This window comes from Devosia sp., from assembly GCF_048261455.1.
Lineage (GTDB): Bacteria > Pseudomonadota > Alphaproteobacteria > Rhizobiales > Devosiaceae > Devosia_A.
The window spans coordinates 1-23,881 of sequence record NZ_JBLXGA010000009.1 but is presented as its reverse complement, the minus strand read 5'-3'; the positions used below and the strand labels follow the sequence as shown (position 1 = coordinate 23,881).

Genomic DNA, 23,881 nt, shown 5'->3' with positions numbered 1-23,881 from the left:
GGAGGCTCCGCATGAACAGCGCCAACCTGCAACTCGAGGGGCTTTACCTCGCCATCGCCGCCGTCAACGAGGCTCTCGTCTCCAAGGGCGTCCTGAGCCGCACCGAACTCGAGACCGCGCTCAAGAGCGCCGAGCAGGCAATGATCAACGATGATCGCGCCAGCGAAGACCTTGGACCTTCAGAGCGCGATACGCTGGCATTCCCGGCGCGCTTGCTGCTTCTGGCCAGTGCCGCGCATGGCGATGACGGCCTGCCGGGTTTTGCTGAACTCGCCCGCCGCGTTGGTCAGACCAAGCAACCCTACAACGACCAGCTCTAGGCGGCGGCAGCTGTGGAAGCGCCGGCCGCCTGGCCACTCCAGATCAATCGGTGCGCGCCACCATCCGTCGGCACATAGACACGCGAGGTGCGAGTCGGATCGCCAAACGCCTTGGCAATGGCCCGTGCCTCGTCACTGGCCTGTTCGCGATCGGCAAACGGGCCATAGGCCTTGCCCTCGCAGTCGACCCACCATTGGCCGAGGCTCTCAAGCACTATGAACCAGCATGTACGCATGAAACGTCCTCCCGCCCGGTTCTCCCCGCCCTGGCAATGACTGTTATGATGACGACCGAAAACTGAGGTCGGCCGTGGGCGGTCCGGAGGAGAGGGACGAGCAAAAAGCGGCCACGACGCGCTGCGCGTGTCGCCATACTTGCCCGAACCGCTGCGAAGATTTCGCAACGCGGAAAGCCTTTACGATGTGTGCAGAGAGCGTTCAGTCTGACGTCATTGAGCGTCAGACGTGGTCACGCGAAACCCGGCCCGGGTGCGGTTCGCCGCTGCGATCGCGGGCTGGTGATGGCCCGAAAGACGCTGTCGCAGACTAAAAAACCGCAGGATTTACAATAAACTAGGTGACCAGCAGGCCTCGTGGAACTGAATCGTCAGGGCTACACGCTAGCACGGTAGGCGCCACCGGGAAGCCCCAATGTGGGGCGTGTCGCCAATTGTGAACAGGGCGTCAGCCGCCGTTCATCCGTGTGGCTTCAAGGTGTCGGTTTCTGGGCTGTGCGCCTAGTTAGTTTACTGTCGCGACGGGCGTGCCCTCGAACGGCGACACCGAACAGACGATCCCGATTCGGTCCAGCCGGCTGCACAGTTCGGCGCTGGCCACGACGTCGGGCAACGGGCCGGCCACCAGGTTGATCCCGCCGAAGTCCGACGGCATGGCGACCGCCACCAAGCCCTCGAGCATCGGTCCCGCCACCGCCTGATAATCGTGCCAGCGCGCCTCCGCTTCGCCGCGCGCCAGCGGAAGCCCGATGGCGACGCCGAAAAGCTGGGTGGAAAACCCGTCGCCAAGCGGTGGCGGTACAGCCAGTTCGCCGTCCCCGAGCGGCAGCGGCCGGGTCACCACGGCCACCGAGCCGCCTTCCACCTCGAACACCTCGCGACCCTCGCTGTCGACCGAGCCTGTAGCGGTCTCGTCGATCTCGACCTCCGGATCCAGCGCAGCGACCTCTGTCTGCTCGGCAACCACCTCCGGCTCCGGCACTGGCGCGGGCGGTGTGGCAGCCAGACGGTTCTGCGCCTCGACCAGATCCGGCACGGCAATCTCCAGCGCCCCGATCCGCTTCGTGGCGTCCGCCATCAGGTTTTCGCTACGGCTAAAGCGTTGGGTCAGCTGCTCGTTTTCGCGCCGCAGCTGCGCCGCGCGCTCTTCCAGAGTGGCAATACGGCCGCGCAGCTGGTTGATGCTGCCGCCATCCATCCGGCTGGCATGCAGCGCGCCTTTGATGCTCTCCGGCAGCATTGCCGAAAGATTGGCGCCGAGCACAGCCACCGCCCAGCAGGCGAGGGCCACCATCCCCCAGATGGTTACATCCGACGAGCGGAACTGGTCGCGCGATTTGGCCAAAGGCACCCCCGGACGCGCCCACGAATCAAGCGCATATGGCAGTTTACCACTGCTTGAAGCTGTTATCGGATTCCCAACAACTTGCTGCCATAAACGAAGTCGAAACCATGCCCCGCAAGAGGGAAATTCATGACTGATCTGCTGACCATCGTCCTTGCTGCCGGGGAGGGCACCCGGATGCGCTCGGCACTTCCCAAGGTGCTGCACGAAGTGGGTGGGCTGCCGCTCGTTGGCCACGTCGTGCGCACCATGGCGACCGGCGGCGCGTCGCTTTCTGTCGTCATCGGTCCCAACCATGATGCCGTGCGCCAGCGTGTCGAGGCCCTCTCACCCGGCACCGTCTTTGCGACGCAAAGCGAGCGGCTCGGCACCGCCCACGCCGTCCGCCAGGCCGAGCCCAGCTACCGCGAAGCCCGTGGCCATGTGCTTGTTCTATATGCAGATACGCCGCTTGTATCGCCCGCGACCGTCAAGGCCATTGCCGACAAGCTCGACGCCGGCGCCGATATCGTCGTCGTCGGCTTCCGGCCTGCCGATACCACCGGCTATGGCCGCCTGCTGGTAGAAAACGGCCGCCTGACCGCCATCCGCGAACACCGCGACGCGACGGAAGACGAGCGCCGCGTGCCGCTGTGCAACTCCGGCATCATGGGGTTTCGCGCCGATACGCTGCGGGGCGTCATCGACCGTATCGGCAATCACAATGCCAAGGGCGAATACTATCTCACCGACGCGGTCGAGCTTGCAAATGGCGATGGCCGCAAGGTGGAAGTCGTCGAGGCCGATGCCGACGAGGTCATCGGGGTCGATGACCGCCGCAAGCTGGCCCAAGCCGAAAAGCAGTTCCAGCAGCTGCGCCGCGACGATTTCATGCGCGCCGGCGTCACCCTGCGCGATCCCGACAGCGTCTATTTCAGCTGGGATACCGAGATCGCCGAGGATGTCACCATTCATCCCAATGTGGTCTTCGGACCGGGGGTCAAGATCGCCGCGGGCGCTGAGATCCGCGCCTTTTGCGACATCGAGGGTGCAACCATCGGGCAGGGCGCCACCATTGGTCCCTTCGCCCGCATTCGCGGCGGCGCCGAGATCGGCGACGACGTCCATCTCGGCAATTTCGTCGAGGTGAAAAAGTCTGTCCTCCACGAAGGGGTGAAGGCCGGCCATCTCAGCTATCTCGGCGATGCCGAGGTCGGCGCCCGCACTAACATCGGGGCCGGCACCATCACCTGTAACTACGACGGGGTGAACAAGGACAAGACTACCATTGGCGCGGATGCCTTCATCGGCTCCAATTCCTCGCTCGTCGCCCCTGTGACCATCGGCGATCGCGCCTATGTCGCCTCCGGCACCGTCGTAACCTCTACCGTCAACGCCGACGATCTCGCCATCGGCCGCGCCCGGCAGGATAACAAGCCGGGCTATGCGCCAAAACTCAAGGCGCGGGCGCTAGCCATCAAGCAGTCGAAATCCGGCAAATAGGAGCGGGCGCATGTGTGGCATCGTCGGGATTATCGGGACTGAACCTGTCGCGCCGCGCCTCGTCGATGCGCTGAAGCGGCTGGAATATCGCGGCTATGACAGCGCCGGCGTGGCGACTCTCGACGGCGGTGAAATCGGCCGCCGCCGCGCCGAGGGCAAGCTGGCGAACCTCGCACAGAAACTCGACTTCCAGCCGCTGCCGGGCAATATCGGCATTGGCCACACTCGATGGGCCACTCATGGCGCGCCGACCGAAACCAATGCCCATCCCCACGCCACCGACAAGGTCGCCGTGGTCCATAACGGCATCATCGAGAATTTCCGCGAACTGCTCGCCGACCTCAAAAACGACGGCTATACCCCGGTCACCCAGACCGACACGGAAGCGGTGGCGCTATGGGTCACCCGCGAGCTTGATCGCGGCGCTGACCCGGAGCTCGCCGTTGCCCGCACGCTGAAGCAGTTGCGCGGAGCGTTCGCGCTGGCCCTGATGTTCAAGGGCGACGAGGCCCTGCTGATCGCCGCGCGCTCCGGTGCGCCGCTGGCCATCGGCTATGGCGCAACCGAAATGTACCTCGGGTCCGACGCCATGGCGCTGGCGCCCTTCACGTCCAGGCTCAGCTATCTGCTCGATGGCGACTGGGCCGTGCTCAGCCGCAACGGCGTGACCATCCGCGACGGCCAGGATGCCATCGTCCAGCGTGAGGCCCAGGTCTCGGCCGCTTCCGCGCTGCTGGTGGACAAGGGCAATCACCGCCACTTCATGGCCAAGGAGATCTACGAGCAGCCCGAAACCATCTCGCACACGCTCAGCCATTATGTGGATATGGGCAGCGAGACGGCCACGCTGCGCGAAACGCTGCCCTTCGATTTCGCCAGCCTCAGCCGGCTCACCATTTCGGCCTGCGGCACCGCCTATTATGCGGGGCTCGTCGCCAAATACTGGTTCGAGCGCTACGCCCGTCTGCCGGTCGATGTCGATGTGGCGTCCGAATTCCGCTACCGCGAGCCGCCGATGCAGCAGGGTGGTCTGAGCCTTTTCATCTCGCAGTCCGGCGAGACCGCCGACACGCTTGCCGCCCTGCGCTATTGTGCCGGGGAGGGCCAGCATGTCGCTTCGCTCCTCAATTCGCTGGAATCGACCATCGGCCGCGAAAGTGACGTGGTCTTTCCGACCCTTTGCGGCCCCGAGATCGGCGTCGCCTCCACCAAGGCCTTCACCGCCCAGCTGACCGCCCTAGCCAGCCTCGCCATCGCAGCTGGCGCCGCACGTGGTGTCATCGATGCCGATGAGGAACACCGCCTCGTCCGGGCCCTTGTCGAACTGCCCAGCGCCATCTCCGCTGCCCTTGCCACCGAGGCCGATATCGAGCGCATCGCCAAGGGCCTCAGCAAGGCCAAGGACGTGCTCTACCTCGGCCGCGGCCAGATGTTCCCGATCGCCATGGAAGGCGCACTTAAACTCAAGGAAATCAGCTATATCCACGCCGAAGGCTATGCGGCGGGTGAGCTGAAACACGGGCCGATCGCGCTGGTGGACGAGCAGATACCGGTCATCGTCGTCGCGCCCTCCGACGAGCTGATGGAGAAAACCCTTTCCAACATGCAGGAGGTCGCCGCCCGCGGCGGCTCGATCATCCTCATCACCGACGAGGAGGGCGCTTCGGCTGTCGGCGAGGGCGTGGCGGAAGTCATCGTTTTGCCGAAGGTGGCGAGCTTCGTCGCGCCGATCCTCGCCACCATCCCGGTGCAATTGCTCGCCTACCACACGGCCACTTTCATGGGCACCGATGTCGATCAGCCGCGTAACCTCGCCAAATCCGTGACCGTCGAGTGAGCGCCGAAGAGCGCAACGTGTTCGGCGAGCCGATCGAGCGGTGCTCGTACGATCCGCTGACCGGCTTTTTCCGCAACGGCCATTGCTGGGCCGGCGATCAGGGCGCGGCCCGGCATCTGGTCTGCATCGAGGCGACGGCGGAGTTCCTAGCCTTCTCGAAATCCCGCGGCAACGATCTCAGTACGCCGCGACCCGAGTTCGCCTTTCCCGGACTAAACCCGGGCGATCGCTGGTGCATTGTCGCCGAGCGCTGGCGCGAGGCCTTCGAGGCCGGCAAGGCGCCGCGCGTCTATCTCAAATCGACGCATGAATACATGCTCGATCTTGTGCCCTTCGCCGAGCTCAAGCGCTTTGCCCTCGATCTGAGCTGACCGCAGCGCACCTGGGGCTGGTGTCCGCCGCCACAATTGGCTAAGTGTCATTCGCTTGCTTCAACCTCACCCCGGCCACAGGACCGGGCCATCCGAACACCATTGATGGAACCGGCACGGCCGGTGTGAGCGCGGCTTTGGTGCCGCCCGTTTGACGAGGTCTTTTCCGTGAGTGCTGCCCTGTCCGCAAAGCCCGAGGCTTTGAAGATCATTCCGCCTGAGCGGCCGTTGGTCGGGCGGGTCACGCCGCCCGGCTCGAAGTCGATCACCAATCGCGCCCTGCTGCTCGCAGCGCTGGCCCGCGGCACCAGCCGCATCACGGGTGCGCTGAAGAGCAAGGACACGGCGCTGATGGCCGCCGCCCTGCGCCAGATGGGTGTGACCGTCGACGAGCCCGACGCGACCAGTTTTGTCGTGACTTCCACAGGACGGCTGCAGGCGCCCGATGCGCCACTGATGCTGGGCAATGCCGGCACGGCGACCCGCTTCCTCACGGCTGCGGTGACCCTGGTCGATGGCCGCGTCGTCGTCGATGGCGACGAGCATATGCGCAAGCGCCCGATCGAGCCGCTGCTCGTCGCGCTGCGCGCCCTCGGCATCGACGCGAGCAGTCAGACCGGCTGTCCGCCAGTGGTCATCAACGGGACCGGCAGCTTCGGGCAGGGACGTGTCGAAATCGATGGCGGACTGTCGAGCCAGTATGTCTCGGCCCTGCTGATGGCGGCGCCCTTCGGCACGGCGCCAGTCGAAGTCGCTCTCACCGGCAAGAACCTCGACGCCCGCGGCTATGTCGATTTGACCATCGCCGCCATGCGCGCTTTCGGCGCCAGCGTCGACCAGCGCGATGAAATGCTCTGGATCGTGCAGCCCACGGGCTACACGGCCACCGATTTCACCGTCGAACCCGATGCCTCCGCCGCGACCTATCTATGGGCAGCGGCGGCGCTGACTGGCGGCGATATCGATCTCGGCGTGCCGGCCGGCGCTTTCACCCAGCCAGACGCGCAGGCGGCAGCCATCATCGCGCAATTCCCCGACATGCCCGCCGTCATCGACGGTTCGCAGATGCAGGATGCGGTGCCGACCCTTGCGGTGCTGGCCGCGTTCAATACAACGCCGGTGCGCTTTGTCGGCATTTCCAACCTGCGGGTGAAGGAATGCGATCGCATCTCGGCGCTCTCAACCGAACTGAACCGCATCAGATCCGGTCTGGCGGAAGAGCAGGGCGACGATCTGTTGGTAGCGTCCGATCCCGATCTTGCCGGCCAGTCGCTATCGGCACGGATCGAAACCTATGCCGACCACCGCATCGCCATGAGCTTCGCCCTCGCCGGTTTGAGGATCCGCGACATCGTGATTCTCGACCCCGATTGTGTCGGCAAGACCTATCCAGGCTATTGGGACGCGCTGCGTGAACTGGGCGTCAGTCTGACACCGGCCTGAGTTCAGGCGGCGACCAGGTTGCCGTCCGGGCCGATCTGCTGTTCGTCGACAATCCGGTTCCTGCCGCTCTTCTTGGCCGCATACAGGCATAGGTCTGCCCGCTCGATCAGGCTGTTCGACGAATCCGCTTCCGCGTCGAATACGGCAATGCCGATCGACGCGGTGATCCGGCCGAGCTTTTCATTGGTCGAGCGCTTGAGCAGTTCCTTGGCGCGAACCGCCTTGCGGATGGTTTCGGCGAGGCGGATGGCACTGTGGAGATTGGTCCCGGGCAGGATGACGGCAAACTCCTCACCGCCATAGCGTGCGCCGATATCCTGGCCTTCGGTGATGTTCGATTTGATCGTGCTCGCCACCAGCCGCAGTACCTGGTCGCCCGTCTGATGGCCCCAGGTGTCGTTGAAGCGCTTGAAGTGGTCGATATCGATCAGAAGCAGGCACAGCGGCTTGTTGCTTTCTCGCGCCTCCATCAGCATGCGCATCATGCCGTCGTCGAAGGCCTTGCGGTTGAACAGCTGCGTTAGCGGATCGAGCATCGCCTCGTTGCGCATGTTGTCGAGATCGCGCCGCAGTTCGGATATGTCCTTGCGCGCCTCTTCGAGATTGCTCTCGAGCTCGTGGTTGGCGGTCTGCATGCGACGCGTCTCGTTGAGCAGCGACGCGGTCATGGCCCGCAGGCCCTCGCGATCGATCTCGTCCTCGAGATCGCCGCTGGCAATCTGTAGAGCGGATGAATAGGCCGTCGCAGTGCTCATCGCCGTGTCGATCGCATCATGCATGGTGCTGATGCGGTCGGACATGCGTTCCGAGACGCTGGAGATATGGTCCTGCGTGTCGTTCGATTTTAAGAATTCGTCGTAGAGTCGCTCGGCGAGATCGATCTTGATGTCGTTTCTCAACAAGGCGTTGATACGCGTGTTGAGACCGGGGTCGACGCCGGTGGCGTAGGCGAACATCAGTTCATAGAACTGGGGATAGGGTGGGATTTCGGAACGCTTGAGCAGTTCGATCGCTGCCGCAGCATAGCCGAGAGCTCTCTTGAATTCTTGCTCCGACACGCCGACTTCGCCCCCTCGCGCAACAGTTCTGTTTCCGAACAAATACAGCGCTTTGACTTAAACGTACGTAAATCCGTATATCTGTGCCCAGAATTCTGGTGAAAGCCGCATCAATTCGACCGCGGGCCACGCATCAGGAATGCGGGCACGGGCCCATCAGTACCGAACGGCGAGTCCGGCACGATGCCATCAATTGGATGATCAGAGCGAGACGTCTTGCTTCTCGGCTGACGCTTTTCACTCTGCGGCTTGTTCTTCTGCCGCGGTGCCGGGTCAGACTTCGGTGCCGAAATAATCTCGGGCTGCGGCTGCTTTGACAGGTCCTCGACCGGGGCTGTTGCGGCAGGCGACTCTGCACCGCCACCAGCCGCACTGCGGGCCTTGCCACCGCGCCGCCCGCGGCTGCGCGACTTCGGTTCGGCGCTGGCAGGGGCATCATTGCCTGTGTTGCCTTCGGCAGGTGCGGGGCGCTGCGGCGCATCCACGTCCAGCTGATGCTCGGGGATCGGCTTGCCGATCAGTTTGGCAATCGCATCCATATATTTGCCGTCGCCCGAGGTCGTCAGCGTAACGGCAATGCCGAGTCGTCCTGCACGCCCAGTGCGACCGATGCGGTGCACATAATCTTCGGCATGCGTCGGTACGTCGAAATTGAACACATGGCTCACGGCCGGAATGTCGAGCCCGCGTGCAGCGACATCACTCGCAATCAGCAGCTTCAGCTGGTCGGTCTTGAACGAGTCGAGAGTTTCGGAACGGCTCTTCTGGTCCATGTCACCATGGAGCTCGCCAGCAGAAAAGCCATGCCGTTTCAGCGACCGCGCGAGCGTTGCGACGTCGCGCTTGCGATTGCAGAAGATGATCGCGTTCTTCAAGTCGGCTTCGGCGCGGATCAGCTGGCGGAGCGCCGCACGCTTCTCGTCGGGCTTCGACGAGACATGGACCTGCCGCTGCTCGATCGTCTCTGCCGTCGAATTCTGGCGCGCCACCTCGATCTGGATCGGGTCGCGCAGGAAGCGGCTGGTCAACTTCTTGATCTCGGGCGGCATGGTCGCCGAAAAGAACAGCGTCTGCCGACGGGTAGGCAACAGGCCGCAGATTCGCTCGATATCGGGGATGAACCCCATGTCGAGCATTCGGTCGGCCTCGTCGATGACGAGAATGTCGACACCGGTCAGCAGGATGCGGCCGCGCTCGAACTGGTCGAGCATCCGGCCAGGCGTAGCGATCAGCACGTCGGCGCCGCGATCGAGCACGCGATTCTGTTCATCGAAGCTCACGCCGCCGATCAGCAGCGCCACATTGAGCCGATGGTTCTTGCCGTATTTGACGAAGTTCTCGTGCACCTGCGCTGCGAGTTCGCGCGTCGGTTCGAGGATCAGGGTGCGCGGCATGCGCGCCCGGGCCCGGCCACTTTCGAGCATCGTAAGCATGGGCAGCACGAAGGATGCCGTCTTGCCTGTGCCCGTCTGCGCGATTCCGATAATGTCCTTTTTTTCAAGGACATGCGGGATCGCCTTGGCCTGGATGTCGGTCGGCTTGGTGTAACCTGCGGCCGTGACCGCGTCGATTACCTTGCTGCTAAGACCTAGCCCGGTGAAGTCATTTTCCAAATCAGTAGTCCGCTCGGTTTTGAAAGAGCATGTCGACGTGCAGCTACTTGAGAAAGTGCGGGTCGACGCGCAGGTCGCAGATCACGGCCGAGTACTCAGACCGCCGTCGCGCTTCAAGGCACAGGATTCCGCCCAATCCACGGCCACTGCGACGCGCCGGAACATAGTGGAAACCCCTTGCGAGTCAACGGATTTCACGGCGCAGTGCTTAATGCGCGACTGCAATGATTGTGTTCGGCCCCTCCGTTGGCGGCCCGGTCTTGCGTCGGGGCGGCGGTCTTCGGCGCCTTAGTCACCGGATCAGATGTCGAGGTCGGTCACGAATTCGGCGTTCGCCTGAATGAAGTCGAACCGCGACTCCGGCCGATTGCCCATCAGTCGGTCGACCGCCGAGCGTGTTTCCTCAGGCTCGTCGCGAACCTTTACCTGCAGCAGCATGCGCGACTTCGGGTCCATCGTTGTCTCGCGCAGATGCGTATAAGGCATCTCGCCAAGACCCTTGAAGCGCGTCACGTCAGGCTTCTTGCCGCCAAACTCGGTCTCGATCAGACGGTCGCGATGCGCCTCGTCCATGGCATAGGCGACCTTAGGGCCCTTCGACAGGCGGAACAGCGGCGGCAGGGCCAGGAACAGGTGTCCGCCGTCGATCAGCTTTGGCATTTCCTGAAAAAAGAACGTCATCAGCAGCGATGCGATATGCGCGCCGTCGACATCCGCGTCAGTCATCAGAATGATCTTGTCATACCGTAGGTCGTCTTCGCGGAATCGATCGCGCGTCCCACAGCCAAGAGCCTGGATAAGGTCGGCGATCTGCTGATTGGCGGTGATCTTTTCGCGTGAGGCGCCAGCAACGTTAAGCACCTTGCCGCGCAACGGCAGGATGGCCTGGCTGGCGCGATTGCGCGCCTGCTTGGCGCTTCCGCCCGCCGAGTCGCCCTCGACGATGAACAGTTCCGCTCCCTGCGCCGCCGTCTGGGTGCAGTCGGCGAGTTTGCCGGGCAGGCGCAGCTTGCGTGTTGCCGATTGCCGGTCGATGTCCTTCTGCTTGCGGCGGCGCAGCCGGTCTTCGGCGCGCTCCACGGCAAAATCCAGCAGGCGCCCGGCCTGGTTGGGCGAAGCAGCGAGCCAGTGGTCGAAGGCGTCGCGCAGCGCCGTATCGACAATGCGTGTCGCTTCCGGCGAACTCAGCTTGTCCTTGGTCTGACCGACGAATTCCGGTTCGCGCACGAACACCGAGAGCATGGCTGAACACTGCACCATCACGTCTTCTGCAGTGAGGATCGCCGCGCGCTTGTTACCGGTCAGCTCGGCATGACTCTTCAGGCCGCGGAGCAGGGCGGTGCGCAGACCCTGCTCGTGCGTGCCGCCGTCGCCGGTCGGCACGGTGTTGCAGTAGGAATTGACGAAGCCGTCACCGAGGCACCAGGCGATCGCCCATTCGGTCGCGCCATGCGTGCCCGGCTTACCGGAGGTACCCGAAAAGATCTCGTCGACGATCCGTGGCTGGCCTTCGATGCGTCCCGCCATGAAATCGCGCAGGCCACCGGGGAAGTGAAAAGTCGCCTTGGCCGGCACATCATTGGTCGCCAGCTCTTCATCGCAACTCCAGCGGATTTCGACACCGCCGAACAGATAGGCCTTGGAGCGCGACATGCGGAACAGCCGGGCCGCAGAGAACTCGGCCTTGCCGCCAAAAATCTCGGGGTCGGGATGAAACCGCGTCGTGGTGCCGCGCCGGTTCTGCACCCGGCCGATTTCCTCGATGCTGCCCAATGGCTTGCCCCGCGAAAAGCTCTGCCGATAGAGCTTTTGGTCTCGCGCGACCTCGACGACCAACTCGTCCGACAGCGCATTGACCACCGAGACGCCGACGCCATGCAGGCCACCCGATGTCTCATAGGCCTTGCCATCGAACTTGCCGCCAGCGTGCAGTGTGGTGAGGATGATCTCCAGCGTCGACCGTCCGGGAAACTTAGGATGGTTTTCGACAGGAATGCCGCGGCCATTATCGGTAACGGTGATGAAGCCATCACTGCCGAAATGCACCTCGATGCGGCTGGCGTGACCGGCGATCGCCTCGTCCATCGAGTTGTCGATGACTTCGGCGAACAGGTGGTGAAGCGCATTGGTGTCGGTGCCACCGATATACATGCCCGGGCGGCGCCGGACAGGCTCCAGCCCCTCCAGTACCTCGATGTCGGCGGCGGAGTAGTTGCCCGAACTGGCGGCACTGGCAGCGGCCATGCCCTGCTGGGGCGGCTTCGCTTTCGTGACAGGAGCGGGTGCTTCGGGCTCGTCCGATGCGCCGCCGAATAGGTCGTCAATGGCCGCCATAATACCTCCGCCGCGCACCGAATCGCGCTGGACATGCTCTATCATACTGGGGGTCGCCAAGGATCAAATGGTGGGGCAGGGGCCCAGCTGTCAAGCGAACGGGGCATCTCGCCGCGGTTTCCGCCCGGATATCCCCGGCGGCCTGCCAACATGAACGCCAGATGAACGGCGGGTTGCCGATCGGTTCAGGTGCGCCGCGCTAGACACGGCGCAACGCTGCCCAGTCTGACGGCGCGACCCAAGGAGTTTCAAATGACCAGCTTGCTCAACACCATCAAATCCAGCGGCCGTGCCCTGGTTGTCGCCGCTGCTCTCGGTGGCGCTGCCATCGCCGTGGCGCCGGCCCCTGCCATGGCTCAGTCCTCGCCGTCGTTCAGCTTTCAGCTCGGTATCGGCAATGATGGTAACGGCTTGTCCTTTGGCATCAACAACAACCGTCGCCACCATTCGGACCGGATGCGTCGGTGCATGAACAACCGTCAGGTCGAGCGCGGTCTTCGTCACTATGGTTTCCGCGACGTCGAGGTGATCCGCAAACTGCGCGGCAGCCGCGTGAAGGTCTATGGTGAGTATCGTCGCAAGGCCTACACCATGAAGGTCAACAAGTGCACCGGCGAAGTCTATGATGTCGAGCGCCTGCGCCGTGGTGGCCGGGGCGGCTGGGATCGCTTCGACGATCACCGCGGTCATCGCGATCGGTGGGACGACCGCAACAGCGGTCCGCGCTTCGAGTTCCGTTTCGGGAACTGATCCGGATCTCTGACCTCCAGTTTATTCCATGCGGGCCCGGTCGATTTTTCGACCGGGCCCGTAATATTTTTTACGTGGGCGCCGGCACGCCCGCAATCGCGCGATCGGTGAAACTGAAGCGAAATCAATGCTGCAATGCACTGCCGCGCTCGGGTCGACCTGTTCTGGGGCACTGCGTTCAGCTTTCGTAAGGGTTCTCGAAGCACTTTTTTAAGCCCGTTCCCTTAGAACTCTCGTCATACGGCCTGTGTATCGAGTTGCCGTATGCCCGCCGCCTGAAAGGGATGCCCGCGTATTCTGGGTACCTCATGATGACGGATCCAATTAGCGGATGTTGGCAGGCCGGATTGAAGAGTTCTGCGTACCGGCTTGCCCATCTGTCCGCTCCGCGAGAGGCGCTCGGCGTCCTTCTCGCACTGGCATTTTATCTCATCTGACATCTTTGCCTGGGCTTGCCCGTCATCGCCTGTGACGCTATGAGGGTTTCATCTCGTTGGCGCCAACAGGAGGGTGCATAGACATGCGACATGATCATCACCGCACCCGTGGCCCTGTCTTTGCCCTGCAGCTTTCGTTGCAGGGCTGACCGAACGGGTCCGGACGACACCACTGTCCCTTCCTCTCTGGTCTGCCCTATCGACCCTGCGTGACGCGCAGGGATCCTGACGGCAGCGGCCAGCCCCATTTAGTGCAAATGTGCGGGCGGTCGTTCAATCCAAAGAGATGACCCATGGGCACGATCAGCCTCAAATCGCTTTCCATCACCACCACGACGCCGCTGTTCAGCGACCTCGATCTCACCATTGCCGATGGGGACCGCGTCGGTCTGATTGCCGGCAACGGCAATGGCAAGACCTCTTTGTTGCGCGTCATCGCCGGCCTGAACGAGCCGAGCACTGGCACTGTGACACTGTCGCGCGGGCTACGGGTCGGCTATGTCGAACAGGACGTCCCCGCGCGCCTGATGACACTCACCATGCGAGACGCCGTTCTCGACGGGATGGCGTCCGAATTGCGTGAAACGGACGCCTGGCGGGCTGATGTGGCCCTCGATGGCTTCGATACGCCCTGGGACATACGCGACCGGCTCGTCTCCGAGCTGAGCGGCGGCTGGCAGCGCTTGATGCTTATCGCACGCGTTTGGGTGGAAGATCCGGACGCGCTGCTGATGGACGAGCCCACCAACCACCTCGACCTGGCAAAAATCTTTGCTCTCGAGCGCTGGCTGACGACCGAGGCGCGAGGTGTGCCGTCGCTGATTGCCAGCCACGACCGTGACTTTCTCGACGCAGTGACCAACCGCACCCTGTTCCTCCGTCCGGGAACCTCGCGCGACTTCGCCTTGTCGTTTTCGAAGGCGCGGCAGGCAAACGAGGAAGAAGATGCGGCTCAACTGGCCCAGAACGAGCGCGATCTGAAAGAGGTCGGCAAGCTGCGCAAACAGGCGGCCAAGCTCAACAATTTCGGCATCAACTCAGGCAGTGATCTGCTCGTCGTCAAGACCAAGCAGCTCAAGGCGCGCGCAGACCGGATCGAGCAGGCGGTGCTGGAGACCCACAAGGAACGCTCTGGAGACATTCGCCTCGCCAACCGTGGCACCCATGCCAAGCTGCTGATGGGGCTGGACGACGTGGATGTGGCAACGCCAACCGGTGAGAAGCTGTTCAGAATCTCGAAGCTTCACATCTTCCAGGGCGATCGGATTGTGCTTCTGGGACGCAATGGTACTGGCAAGACACGGCTGATACGGCTGCTGCATCGGGCGATCACCGGCTCACAGCTTGCCGGCGTGAAGGTCACGCCGTCAGTGGTGCTCGGCTATACCGATCAGGACATGTCGCAATTGCCGGTGAACGACACGCCGGACAACTTCATCTCGGCAGCGTTCCACCTGCCGGATGCACGTGTCCGGGCCCTCTTGGCAGGCGCCGGCTTTGCCATCGAGATGCAGGGCAAACCGATCGGCAGGCTGAGCTTCGGGCAGCGCGCCCGGCTGGGGTTGCTCGCCCTCCGTCTTACCGAACCCAACTTCTATCTGATGGATGAGCCCACGAACCACGTCGACATCCCCGGACGCGAGGCACTGGAAGCGGAAATCCTAGGACATGGCGCAACGGGGGTATTGGTGTCGCACGATCGCAGCTTTGTCAGAAACGTCGGCAATCGTTATCTGCAAATCGATGGGCGAAAACTCATTGAAACTGACGGCCCTGAAGCGTTTTTTGAGGAGTTGGCAGTCCTGGGCGACGAGGCTTGAACGCGTGGCTCTTTCGTCGGCAACCACGCACCTGTGAGGATCGGTCTTTAAACATGAAATCGTGCTGAAACTTTTCAGCCGTTGATGAGTTCATCGATCGAGAACAACAGCGTCCAGATAGCGGATTAACCGTAAGAACGATGCCACGTTTTGATGGCTGACTTTGCAAATTATATAGCTGTCTCTCCGTCACACGGGTACTAGGAACCCTTGTCGCGAAACAATGGCGGAGCGGGATCGAACACGTATGAATGAAACGCAGCGGCGATGGATCCTGCGCAACAGGACAGCCGAAGCCCATGCAATCGTCGATGCCGCAGTCGGCGCGTTTGACGACCTTGACAGCTACAAGCGCTATCTGCTCGCAACCTACCGCTTCAGGATCCCGCTGGAGCGCCGCCTAGAGAATGTCGACTGGCCGGTCGGACTTGGCGAGTGGCGGCCGCGCCGCATCGGCGCGCAATTGCAGGCGGACCTGGACGACTTCGGTCTTCCGTTCCCCGATCTGGAGCAGTTTGATCCGCCGCTGGAGCAGAGCCGGATCTATGGTGCCCTCTACGTGCTCGAAGGCTCTTCACTTGGCGCCAGGGTGCTGTTGCGCCGCGCTGAGACCCTGGGACTGAGCGGCGACTTCGGCGCCAGGCATCTGGCGGTTCTGAGTGCTGGCGACAGCTGGCGCGGATTTCTTACGCAACTCGAGGCCGTACAGCCTTTTGACATCGATCTGGCCACGTCTGCGTCTCTCGACACCTTCGCCGTCGCCGCCCAAGCCTTTCAAAGGGACTGACCATGTCTGACGTGCAGACGGTCGATCTGACCAATTGCGATCGCGAGCCCATCCACATTCCCGGCAGCATCCAGCCGCACGGAGCGCTACTGGCCTTCGATGCGAGCTTCGAGCAGGCCTTGCGACACTCCGAAAACGCCAACGAACTGTTGGGCATCGAGGGAGAGATCAACGGCGCATCGGCGCAGACCCTGTTGGGGCGTGACCTTGTCCACGATCTGCGCAATGCGCTTGCCGGCAGCGGCGGCGAGGCGTCTCGCCCGGCGCTGCTCTTTTCGCAGAAGCTGCCGAGCGGTCGCCTGTTCGATATTGCAGTGCATTTGCACAAGGGCTCGGTGATCGTCGAGTTCGAGCCGGCCGACAGCAACGATCGACCCTTGCAACTGGCGCGTTCGCTGATCGGACGGATCAGCAGAATTCACTCGTTGGAGCCGCTGCTCAAACACACCGCCCGATTGATCCGCGGCGCGCTGGGCTATGACCGGGTCATGGTCTACCAGTTTGAGGCGGATGGGGCCGGCAAGGTCGTCTCCGAGGTCAAGCGACACGATCTCGAGAGCTTCTACGGCCAGTATTTTCCGGCGACCGATATACCGCAGCAGGCGCGGGCGCTCTATCTGCGGAACACCATCCGTATCATTTCGTCATCTGACTATCGCGCCATACCTTTGGTGCCGCAGCTCGATCTCAGTGGGGAGCCGCTCGATCTGTCTCACGCGCATCTGCGCAGCGTCTCACCGATCCACCTTGAGTATCTGCGCAATATGGGTGTCGGCGCGTCGATGTCGATTTCGATCATCGTCGATGGCGAACTGTGGGGGCTTGTCGCCTGCCACCACTATTCACCCAAGACACTCCCCATGGGGCTGCGGGTTGCCGCGGAGATGTTCGGCCAGTTCCTGTCGCTGCATCTGAGCGCCCTGCGCCAGACTCAGAAGCTGAATACCTCACAGCGCGTTCGGGCCTATCTGGACCGCGTTCTGACCATGGCCTCGCAGCTCACGATCGGCGAACTGCTTCACGACAACCTGGCCGATCTCGGGCTTTTGTTACCCAACGACGGTTTCGGTATCTATGTGGATGGCGAATGGACGGGGCATGGCAGCACCCCAGACGCAGGCGACATCGCCGAACTGGCGAATTTTGTCAGCACCGTTGCCGATGGACGAATCTGGGCTACACACAAGCTCACCAGTCAGATGCCAGAGGCCGAGCGCTATCACGAGCGCGTCTCCGGTCTGATGGCTGTCCCCTTGTCGCAGACGCCGCGCGATTATCTGTTCTATTTTCGCAAGGAGATGGTGCAGACGCTCGAGTGGGCAGGTAATCCTGACAAATCCTATACGACCGGACCTCTCGGGGACCGCCTGACCCCGCGCAAGAGCTTTGCGATCTGGAAAGAAACCGTGCGCCGCCAGGCGCAGCCCTGGACGGAAGGTGACCGCGAGATTGCCGAGGCGACGCGGGCCTCACTTATCGAGGTCGTGCTGCGACATAACGAAGCCATGGCCGAGGAGCAGGCCAAGGCGGAGGTGCGCCAGCGCATGCTCAATGAGGAACTGAACCACCGCGTCAAGAACATCCTTGCGGTGATCAAGTCTCTCGTCGGCCAGCCGGTGGCTGATGGGGATACCATCGAGCAGTTCGTCGACACGCTGCGTGGTCGCATTCAGTCGCTGTCTCTCGCGCATGATCAGGTGATCCGAGGCGAAGGCGGCGGGGCGCTGCTTGATTTGTTGGCTGCCGAGCTGTCGCCCTATCGCAACGAAAACAATCTGCTGACCATGGAGGGCCCCAGGGTCTGGCTCGATTCCCGGGCGTTTTCCGTCATGGCGCTGGTGTCGCATGAACTGGCGACCAACGCGGCGAAGTACGGTGCGATGTCGACCCCGGGTGGTAGCCTGACGATCCGCTGGGATATCCTTGCAACTGGCGACGTTGTGATAGATTGGACGGAGCGCGGGGGGCCGCCCGTGACCATACCCAGCCGCAGCGGCTTCGGCACCGCGTTGCTCGATCGCAGCGTGCCCTACGATCTGGGCGGCAAGAGCGAAGTGCGTTATGAACCGGGCGGCCTCGTCGCGCGGTTCCAGATTCCGGCACGCCATGCGAGGTTGCAGGCGAAATCAAAGGAACAGGCAGAACACGTGACAACGCCCCCCCAGGCGAGCACTCCGACCTCGGAATTGCCGCCGCAGACTCGCATCCTGCTACTTGAAGATCAGATGCTCATCGCGCTCGATGCAGAGTCCATGCTGAACGATCAGGGGTTCCTTGCAGTGACGACCTGCAGTTCGGTGGAAGAAGCGCTCGAGGCGCTGTCCGTCAACGCGCTGCAGATCGCCATTCTCGACATCAATCTGGGCGTCGATACCTCGATACCCGTCGCCGAGGCTTTGCGGGAGCGCAAGGTGCCCTTCGTCTTTGCCACCGGCTATGGTGAGGGCGATGTGCTGCCGAGCCATCTGACTGACGTCCCGGTCGTCAAAAAGCCCTACGCTATCGGAGAATTGGTCGGCGCACTGCGTCAGGTCTGGGGCGACCGCGAACTCTAGCGCTAGAGAAACGGCCAGGGCGGCGAAACCTCTCGCCTGATCGGAACCTGAAACAAAAAAGGGCCCCGCGAGGGGCCCTTCGTATTTGCGGATGACCTTTCGATCAGGCCGAGTAGTACATCTCGTACTCCACCGGGTGCGGGGTGTGCTCGAACTTGATCACGTCTTCCATCTTCAGCGCGATGTAGGCGTCGATCTGGTCGTTGTCGAACACGCCGCCGGAGGTCAGGAACTCGCGATCCTTGTCGAGGTGCTCGAGCGCTTCGCGCAGCGAGGCAGCGACGGTCGGGATTTCCTTGAGCTCCTCGGGGGGCAGCTCATACAGGTCCTTGTCCATGGCTTCGCCCGGATGCAGCTTGTTCTTGATGCCGTCGAGACCGGCCATCAGCATCGCGGCAAAGGCGAGATAGGGGTTTGCCATCGGATCGGGGAAGCGGACCTCGACGCGCTTGGCCTTCGGCGACTGGCCGAAGGGGATGCGGCAGGAGGCGGAGCGGTTACGCGCCGAGTAGGCCAGCAGAACGGGGGCTTCGAAGCCCGGCACCAGTCGCTTGTAGCTGTTGGTCGACGGGTTCGAGAAGGCGTTGATGGCCTTGGCGTGCTTGATGATGCCGCCGATGTAGAACAGGGCCTCTTCCGACAGACCGGCATACTGGTCGCCGGCAAACAGCGGCTTGCCGTCCTTCCAGATCGACTGATGGCAATGCATGCCCGAGCCGTTGTCGCCATAGACCGGCTTCGGCATGAAGGTCGCGGTCTTGCCATAGGCCTGGGCGACCTGCTGCACGGCATACTTGTAGATCTGGACGCTGTCGGCAGCCTTGATGATCGGCGAGAACTTGATGCCGAGTTCGTGCTGGGCCGACGCCACTTCGTGGTGATGCTTTTCGATCGGCACACCCATCGAACCCATGGCGGCGAGCATCTCGCCCCGGATGTCCTGAGCGCTGTCGAGCGGCGGCACGGGGAAATAGCCCTTCTTCAGCCCGATATGGTGGCCGGTATTGCCGCTCTCATATTCGGAGTCGGTGTTGGACGGCAGCTCGGAGGAGTCGACCTCGAATCCGACCTTGTACGTGCTGGTGGAGTAGCGCACGTCGTCGAACAGGAAGAACTCCGGCTCAGGGCCGAAGAACACGCTGTCACCCAGACCGAGCTCCTTCACATAGGCCTCGGCCTTCTTGGCCGTGGTGCGCGGATCGCGGTTATAGGGCTGGTAGGTGAGCGGCTCGAGAATGTCGCAGTTGATCGACATGGTTGCCGAACCGTAGAACGGGTCGATGAATGCCGAGTCCGGATCGGGCATCAGCACCATGTCGGACTCATTGATCGCTTTCCAGCCGGCGATCGAAGAGCCATCGAACATCGTACCTTCTTCAAAAAGGTCCTCGTCGACTACGGACACGTCCAAGGTGACGTGCTGCATCTTGCCCCTGATGTCGCAGAACCGAAGGTCCAGATATTTGATGTCCTCATCCTTGATTCGCTTCAGGATGTCGCTGGCAGTCGTCATTAGGTATCCCCTGTATTAGACTGGAAATGTTCTGGTTGTTGTCAGCTGCCGACGCGCCTAGAGCGCGTCGTCGCCGAATTCGCCGGTCCGGATGCGGATGGCCTGTTCCACCGTGTAGACGAAGATCTTGCCGTCGCCGATGCGACCGGTTTGCGCGGCGGTGCGGATCGCCTCGATTGCCTTTTCGGCAAGTCCGTCGGGGCACACGACCTCGACCTTAACCTTGGGCAGGAAATCCACGACATATTCGGCGCCGCGATAGAGTTCCGTGTGGCCTTTTTGGCGTCCGAACCCCTTGGCCTCGGTCACGGTGATGCCCTGCAACCCGACCTCCTGCAGCGCTTCCTTGACTTCGTCGAGCTTGAACGGCTTAACGATGGCCTCGATCTTCTTCATAGATGCCTCACTTACCTCTTGGCCGGGTATCGCCTAGCGATATGCACGGGCTGTGCCACGCGCCGGCAGATACCAAATAATGCTTCCACAATATGGACTTACGTTGACCTCTTGGTAGAGGAAATCGATAGGTCTTTCGCGGGAATGCCCTCAAACTCGCCAATCTGCACATTCTGTAGGCAGTTCCACAAGGTCGTTGAGGAGAGCCGGCGGACTGCCTGCAAAGGCGTAAGCACTGCGGCCCGCGGATGCAAGCGCGCGACACTGGCGTGCTGAGCGAAGTGCCGACGGGTGCCAGTCCGCTACAAAAGCAGATCATATCGGCTTTGACGTGGCTGCGCACTTGCCATATATGCACGGCCACCCCGGCCGGCGGGGCCCTCGCGGGTGTGGCGGAACTGGTAGACGCACTGGATTTAGGTTCCAGCGCCGCAAGGCGTGGAGGTTCGAGTCCTCTCACCCGCACCACAATGCTCCGTTCCGGCCATTGCTAGAGATTGTTGAGAACGGGAAACACCGTAATGCAGGTCACAGAAACCCTCAACGAGGGCCTCAAGCGCAAACTGTCCGTGGTCATCCCGGCCCAGGACCTGAGCGCTCGGCTCGATGCCCGTCTCGAAGAGATGAAGGGCACGGCCAACATCAAGGGATTCCGTCCCGGCAAGGTGCCGAAGTCGCACCTGAAGAAGGTTTACGGCCGTTCGGCCATGTCCGAGGTCCTGTCGGACGCGATCAACAGCACGGTCACCGCGACCCTGGACGAGCGCTCCGAAAAGGCCGCCGTGCAGCCCAAGGTCGATCTGCCGGATGATCAGGACACGATCAACAAGGTGCTGGATGGCGACGCCGACCTCAACTTCGAGGTCAGCTACGAGGTTCTGCCGCCGGTCACGCTGATGGATTTCTCGACCCTCAAGGTCGACCGCCCCGTTGTCGATATCGAGGAGAGCGAGGTCGACGCCGAGGTGAACCGGGTGTTCGCCCAGCAGCGCGGCTTCGAGGACAAGGGCGATGACGCCGTTGTCGAGGACGGCGACCGGCTTGGCCTCACCTTCAAGGGCACGATCGATGGCGAGGCATTTGCCGGTGGCAGCTCCGACCATGCGCATCTGACCGTCGGCGCCGGTGAGTTCATCCCCGGCTTCGAAGAGCAGCTGGTTGGCATGAAGAAGGGCGAGACCAAGACGATCAAGGTCACCTTCCCCGAAGACTATGCGCAGGACGATCTGGCCGGCAAGGAAGCCGACTTCGAAGTCTCGATCCTGCATGTCGATGCACCCAAGGACGGCGAACTGGACGATGAGTTCGCCAAGTCGATCGGCCTCGAGAACGTCGAGGGCCTGCGCACCGCGGTCAAGGACCAGATGCGCAACGCGCTCGACTCGATGAGCCGCCAGGCGCTCAAGCGTCAGGTGCTCGATCAGCTGGACGACGGCCACAAGTTCGATGTGCCCGGCGATCTCGTCGATGCCGAGTTCAACACCATCTGGCAGCGCGTCGTGCACGAAGTGGAGCATCACGGCCGGTCCTTCGAGGACGAAGGCACCACCGAGGAAGCCGCCCGCGAGCAGTATCGCACCATCGCCGAGCGCCGCGTGCGCCTTGGTCTCGTCGTTGCCGAGATCGGCAATGTGAACAAGGTGGAAGTGACCGAGGAAGAGCACCAGCAGGCGCTGATGGCCGAGGTTCGCCGTTTCCCGGGCCAGGAACAGCAGGTCTTCGATTACTATCGCAAGAACCCGCAGGCCCTGGCTGGCCTTCGCGCCCCGGTGTTCGAGAACAAGGTCGTCGACTACGTCGTCGAGCTGGCCGACAAGACCGACAAGAAGATGACTCGCGCCGAGCTGAGCAAGATCATCCAGGACGACGAGTCCGAAGTGCCGGAAGAGCATCACCACTAAGTGGTCTGATTTGACGAAAGGGCCGTCCTTCGGGGCGGCCCTTTTGTTTTGCGCCGCAGAACGCGTTACCGGACGCCGCGCTTGCCCGGATTGTCTCCCCGTGAGAAATGGCAGGCTGGCCTTGGGCCAGTCGGAGCACGCTTTCAGGGAGGACAGACACCATGACAGATGAAACCCACCACGCCGGATCATGCCTGTGTGGTCAGGTGACTTTCGAAATCGAGGGTGCCTTCGACGCGTTCTTCCTGTGCCACTGCAAGCGCTGCCGCAAGGGCAGCGGCTCGGCCCATGCGTCCAATCTCTTCATCGAGGAGGGCAAGCTGATCTGGTTGTCCGGCGAGGAGAACATTCGCAGCTACGCCGTGCCGGGCGCCCGGCATGCGCGCAGCTTTTGCGTCACTTGCGGATCGATGCTGCCGCAGGCGGCGCCGAGTGGCCGGCTGAAAATCCCGGCCGGAAGTCTGGATACGCCCGTCGCGACCAGGCCGATTGCGCATATCTTCGATGGGTCGCGGGCCGACTGGGACCATGACCTTGCCGAAGTGCCATGCTTCGACGAAGGGCCGTAACCAGAGCTTTGAGGGTGCTTCCCGTTCCGCCAGCTGCGGGGTAGGCTGGCCGTCATGCAAGAGCTTTTGACACCACAGCAGATGTCCCGCGCCGACCGATTGGCGGTCGAGACCGGGATCAAGTCTCACGTTCTGATGGAAGCAGCGGGGCAGGCCGTCGCCGACGCCGTTGCGGAGCGCTATCCCGAGGGACGGATCTTGATCCTATGCGGGCCGGGCAACAATGGCGGTGACGGCTTTGCGGCTGGCCGCCTGCTGGTCAAGGCGGGGCGCGACGTGCGGCTGGCGCTGTTCGGTGACCGCAGCAAGCTCAAGGGCGACGCGGCGATGTACTCCGACCTGTGGACCCAGCCGGTCGAGGATGCGACGCCGGATGTGCTGTCGGGCGCTGCGGTGATCGTCGACGCGCTGCTGGGTGCAGGCCTCGACCGCGACGTGACAGGCGACCTGGCCGAACTGATCAACGCTGTGAATGCGCAGGTGGCGCCCGTGCTGGCCGTGGATGTACCGAGTGGCATCGATGGCGCCTCTGGCGCCGTGCGCGGCACTGCCGTGAAAGCTGAGGCGTCTGTGACCTTCTTCAGGCTCAAGCCCGGGCATCTGCTGTACCCGGGGCGTGGGCATTGCGGCGAAGTGCTGCTGCGCCAGATCGGCATTCCAGAAACGGTATTGGATCAGATCGCACCACGCACCGTTCAGAATGCGCCGCAGCTGTGGCACGTGCCGCGACCCGATCCTGAGGGTCACAAGTTCACGCGCGGCCATGCAGTGGTGATGTCCGGTGGGCCGCTTCAATCGGGGGCGAGCCGCATGAGCGCCACGGCGGCGCTGCGGGCAGGGGCAGGGCTGGTGACGCTGATTGGTCCGCACGCCGCATTGATGGTGCACGCGCAGCATGTGACGGCCGTGATGCTCAAGGTCGTCGACGGCGCGGCTGGCCTGTCGCTTCTGCTGCGTGACGACCGCATCAATGCCTTCGCCATCGGCCCGGCCGCCGGGGTTGGCGAGCCGACGCGCATGAATGTGCTGGCGGCACTTGAGGCAGGCCCGGCGCTGGTGCTGGACGCCGATGCCATCACCAGTTTTGCCGATGCGCCCCAGGTGCTCTACGATG

19 protein-coding genes and 1 tRNA gene are annotated in these 23,881 nt (G+C 62.7%); 13 read left to right on the top strand and 7 right to left on the bottom strand.

Going from position 1 to position 23,881, the window contains the following annotated elements:
- The first annotated feature begins 11 nt into the window (after window positions 1-11).
- On the top strand, window positions 12-320 hold the full coding sequence (locus ACN0TK_RS11010) for a hypothetical protein (RefSeq protein WP_417309542.1): 309 nt from the start codon (window positions 12-14) through the stop codon (window positions 318-320).
- On the opposite strand, the gene ACN0TK_RS11005 is transcribed toward ACN0TK_RS11010, so the two are convergent.
- Together ACN0TK_RS11005 and ACN0TK_RS11000 are read right to left on the bottom strand one after the other, a co-directional pair.
- Window positions 317-556 carry a hypothetical protein gene (locus ACN0TK_RS11005; RefSeq protein WP_417309541.1) on the bottom strand — a complete coding sequence of 80 codons (240 nt, stop codon included), beginning with the start codon at window positions 554-556 and terminating at the stop codon, window positions 317-319. The two genes, ACN0TK_RS11010 and ACN0TK_RS11005, sit on opposite strands and share 4 nt — an antisense overlap.
- Before the next feature lie 505 nt (window positions 557-1,061).
- The gene (locus ACN0TK_RS11000; protein ID WP_417309540.1) at window positions 1,062-1,901 is read right to left on the bottom strand and encodes a hypothetical protein; all 840 of its coding nucleotides are present in this window, start codon (window positions 1,899-1,901) and stop codon (window positions 1,062-1,064) included.
- 129 nt (window positions 1,902-2,030) lie between these two features.
- Between ACN0TK_RS11000 and glmU the strand changes: the two genes are divergently transcribed.
- The 4 genes from glmU (at window position 2,031) to aroA (ending at window position 7,034) form a co-directional block, all read left to right on the top strand.
- Window positions 2,031-3,383 (top strand): bifunctional UDP-N-acetylglucosamine diphosphorylase/glucosamine-1-phosphate N-acetyltransferase GlmU, encoded by a 1,353-nt coding sequence (glmU, locus tag ACN0TK_RS10995; RefSeq protein WP_417309539.1) that lies wholly within the window; start codon window positions 2,031-2,033, stop codon window positions 3,381-3,383.
- Window positions 3,384-3,393: 10 nt separating this feature from the next.
- The gene (gene glmS / locus ACN0TK_RS10990; RefSeq protein WP_417309538.1) at window positions 3,394-5,220 is read left to right on the top strand and encodes a glutamine--fructose-6-phosphate transaminase (isomerizing); all 1,827 of its coding nucleotides are present in this window, start codon (window positions 3,394-3,396) and stop codon (window positions 5,218-5,220) included.
- A complete protein-coding gene (locus ACN0TK_RS10985) occupies window positions 5,217-5,591 on the top strand; it encodes a DUF2237 family protein (RefSeq protein ID WP_417309537.1) in 375 nt (124 codons plus the stop codon). The genes glmS and ACN0TK_RS10985 overlap by 4 nt, the downstream gene beginning before the upstream one ends.
- A 168-nt stretch (window positions 5,592-5,759) precedes the next feature.
- Window positions 5,760-7,034: a 3-phosphoshikimate 1-carboxyvinyltransferase gene (gene aroA / locus ACN0TK_RS10980; RefSeq protein WP_417309536.1), complete on the top strand. Its 1,275-nt coding sequence runs from the start codon at window positions 5,760-5,762 to the stop codon at window positions 7,032-7,034.
- Between the two features lie 2 nt (window positions 7,035-7,036).
- Here aroA and ACN0TK_RS10975 read toward each other — a convergent pair whose 3' ends face one another.
- The 3 genes from ACN0TK_RS10975 to parE form a co-directional block, all read right to left on the bottom strand.
- Entirely contained in the window at window positions 7,037-8,092 is a 1,056-nt protein-coding gene (locus ACN0TK_RS10975; RefSeq protein WP_417309535.1) for a GGDEF domain-containing protein, read from the bottom strand.
- A gap of 110 nt (window positions 8,093-8,202) precedes the next feature.
- The gene (locus tag ACN0TK_RS10970; RefSeq protein WP_417309534.1) at window positions 8,203-9,705 is read right to left on the bottom strand and encodes a DEAD/DEAH box helicase; all 1,503 of its coding nucleotides are present in this window, start codon (window positions 9,703-9,705) and stop codon (window positions 8,203-8,205) included.
- A gap of 300 nt (window positions 9,706-10,005) precedes the next feature.
- On the bottom strand, window positions 10,006-12,039 hold the full coding sequence (parE, locus tag ACN0TK_RS10965; protein WP_417309533.1) for a DNA topoisomerase IV subunit B: 2,034 nt from the start codon (window positions 12,037-12,039) through the stop codon (window positions 10,006-10,008).
- A gap of 252 nt (window positions 12,040-12,291) precedes the next feature.
- On the opposite strand from parE, the gene ACN0TK_RS10960 reads away from it, so the two are divergent.
- The 4 genes from ACN0TK_RS10960 to ACN0TK_RS10945 all read left to right on the top strand — a co-directional run bounded on the left by ACN0TK_RS10960 (window position 12,292) and on the right by ACN0TK_RS10945 (window position 18,388).
- Complete coding sequence (locus ACN0TK_RS10960; RefSeq protein ID WP_417309532.1) at window positions 12,292-12,789, top strand: hypothetical protein; 498 nt, start codon at window positions 12,292-12,294, stop codon at window positions 12,787-12,789.
- Between the two features lie 730 nt (window positions 12,790-13,519).
- Window positions 13,520-15,046, top strand: coding sequence for an ABC-F family ATP-binding cassette domain-containing protein (locus ACN0TK_RS10955; protein ID WP_417309531.1), 1,527 nt, complete (start codon window positions 13,520-13,522; stop codon window positions 15,044-15,046).
- A 247-nt stretch (window positions 15,047-15,293) separates the two neighbouring features.
- Complete coding sequence (locus tag ACN0TK_RS10950) at window positions 15,294-15,833, top strand: biliverdin-producing heme oxygenase (RefSeq protein WP_417309530.1); 540 nt, start codon at window positions 15,294-15,296, stop codon at window positions 15,831-15,833.
- Between the two features lie 2 nt (window positions 15,834-15,835).
- Window positions 15,836-18,388: an HWE histidine kinase domain-containing protein gene (locus tag ACN0TK_RS10945; protein WP_417309529.1), complete on the top strand. Its 2,553-nt coding sequence runs from the start codon at window positions 15,836-15,838 to the stop codon at window positions 18,386-18,388.
- A 103-nt stretch (window positions 18,389-18,491) separates the two neighbouring features.
- Here the strand turns inward: ACN0TK_RS10945 and glnA are convergent, their stop codons facing one another.
- Entirely contained in the window at window positions 18,492-19,901 is a 1,410-nt protein-coding gene (gene glnA, locus ACN0TK_RS10940) for a type I glutamate--ammonia ligase (protein ID WP_417309528.1), read from the bottom strand.
- A 57-nt stretch (window positions 19,902-19,958) separates the two neighbouring features.
- Window positions 19,959-20,297 (bottom strand): P-II family nitrogen regulator, encoded by a 339-nt coding sequence (locus tag ACN0TK_RS10935; RefSeq protein ID WP_417309527.1) that lies wholly within the window; start codon window positions 20,295-20,297, stop codon window positions 19,959-19,961.
- Between the two features lie 383 nt (window positions 20,298-20,680).
- Here ACN0TK_RS10935 and ACN0TK_RS10930 point away from each other — a divergent pair.
- From ACN0TK_RS10930 to ACN0TK_RS10915, 4 genes are all read left to right on the top strand, one after another.
- Window positions 20,681-20,765: transfer RNA gene (locus ACN0TK_RS10930), tRNA-Leu, on the top strand.
- A gap of 53 nt (window positions 20,766-20,818) precedes the next feature.
- Window positions 20,819-22,198, top strand: a complete 1,380-nt coding sequence (gene tig / locus ACN0TK_RS10925) for a trigger factor (protein WP_417309526.1) — start codon at window positions 20,819-20,821, stop codon at window positions 22,196-22,198.
- Between the two features lie 161 nt (window positions 22,199-22,359).
- Window positions 22,360-22,767, top strand: coding sequence for a GFA family protein (locus tag ACN0TK_RS10920; protein WP_417309525.1), 408 nt, complete (start codon window positions 22,360-22,362; stop codon window positions 22,765-22,767).
- A 54-nt stretch (window positions 22,768-22,821) separates the two neighbouring features.
- Window positions 22,822-23,881: NAD(P)H-hydrate epimerase (locus ACN0TK_RS10915; RefSeq protein ID WP_417309524.1), on the top strand; the 1,060-nt coding region annotated here is incomplete at its 3' end.

Excerpts from the sequence above, each read along its gene's own strand:
- ACN0TK_RS11010 (WP_417309542.1), top strand. The coding sequence starts at position 12 with ATGAACAGCGCCAACCTGCAACTCGAGGGGCTTTACCTCGCCATCGCC.
- ACN0TK_RS11005 (WP_417309541.1), bottom strand. The coding sequence starts at position 556 with ATGCGTACATGCTGGTTCATAGTGCTTGAGAGCCTCGGCCAATGGTGG.
- glmU (WP_417309539.1), top strand. The coding sequence starts at position 2,031 with ATGACTGATCTGCTGACCATCGTCCTTGCTGCCGGGGAGGGCACCCGG.
- glmS (WP_417309538.1), top strand. The coding sequence starts at position 3,394 with ATGTGTGGCATCGTCGGGATTATCGGGACTGAACCTGTCGCGCCGCGC.
- parE (WP_417309533.1), bottom strand. The coding sequence starts at position 12,039 with ATGGCGGCCATTGACGACCTATTCGGCGGCGCATCGGACGAGCCCGAA.
- ACN0TK_RS10960 (WP_417309532.1), top strand. The coding sequence starts at position 12,292 with ATGACCAGCTTGCTCAACACCATCAAATCCAGCGGCCGTGCCCTGGTT.
- ACN0TK_RS10955 (WP_417309531.1), top strand. The coding sequence starts at position 13,520 with ATGGGCACGATCAGCCTCAAATCGCTTTCCATCACCACCACGACGCCG.
- ACN0TK_RS10950 (WP_417309530.1), top strand. The coding sequence starts at position 15,294 with ATGAATGAAACGCAGCGGCGATGGATCCTGCGCAACAGGACAGCCGAA.
- ACN0TK_RS10945 (WP_417309529.1), top strand. The coding sequence starts at position 15,836 with ATGTCTGACGTGCAGACGGTCGATCTGACCAATTGCGATCGCGAGCCC.
- glnA (WP_417309528.1), bottom strand. The coding sequence starts at position 19,901 with ATGACGACTGCCAGCGACATCCTGAAGCGAATCAAGGATGAGGACATC.
- ACN0TK_RS10935 (WP_417309527.1), bottom strand. The coding sequence starts at position 20,297 with ATGAAGAAGATCGAGGCCATCGTTAAGCCGTTCAAGCTCGACGAAGTC.
- tig (WP_417309526.1), top strand. The coding sequence starts at position 20,819 with ATGCAGGTCACAGAAACCCTCAACGAGGGCCTCAAGCGCAAACTGTCC.
- ACN0TK_RS10920 (WP_417309525.1), top strand. The coding sequence starts at position 22,360 with ATGACAGATGAAACCCACCACGCCGGATCATGCCTGTGTGGTCAGGTG.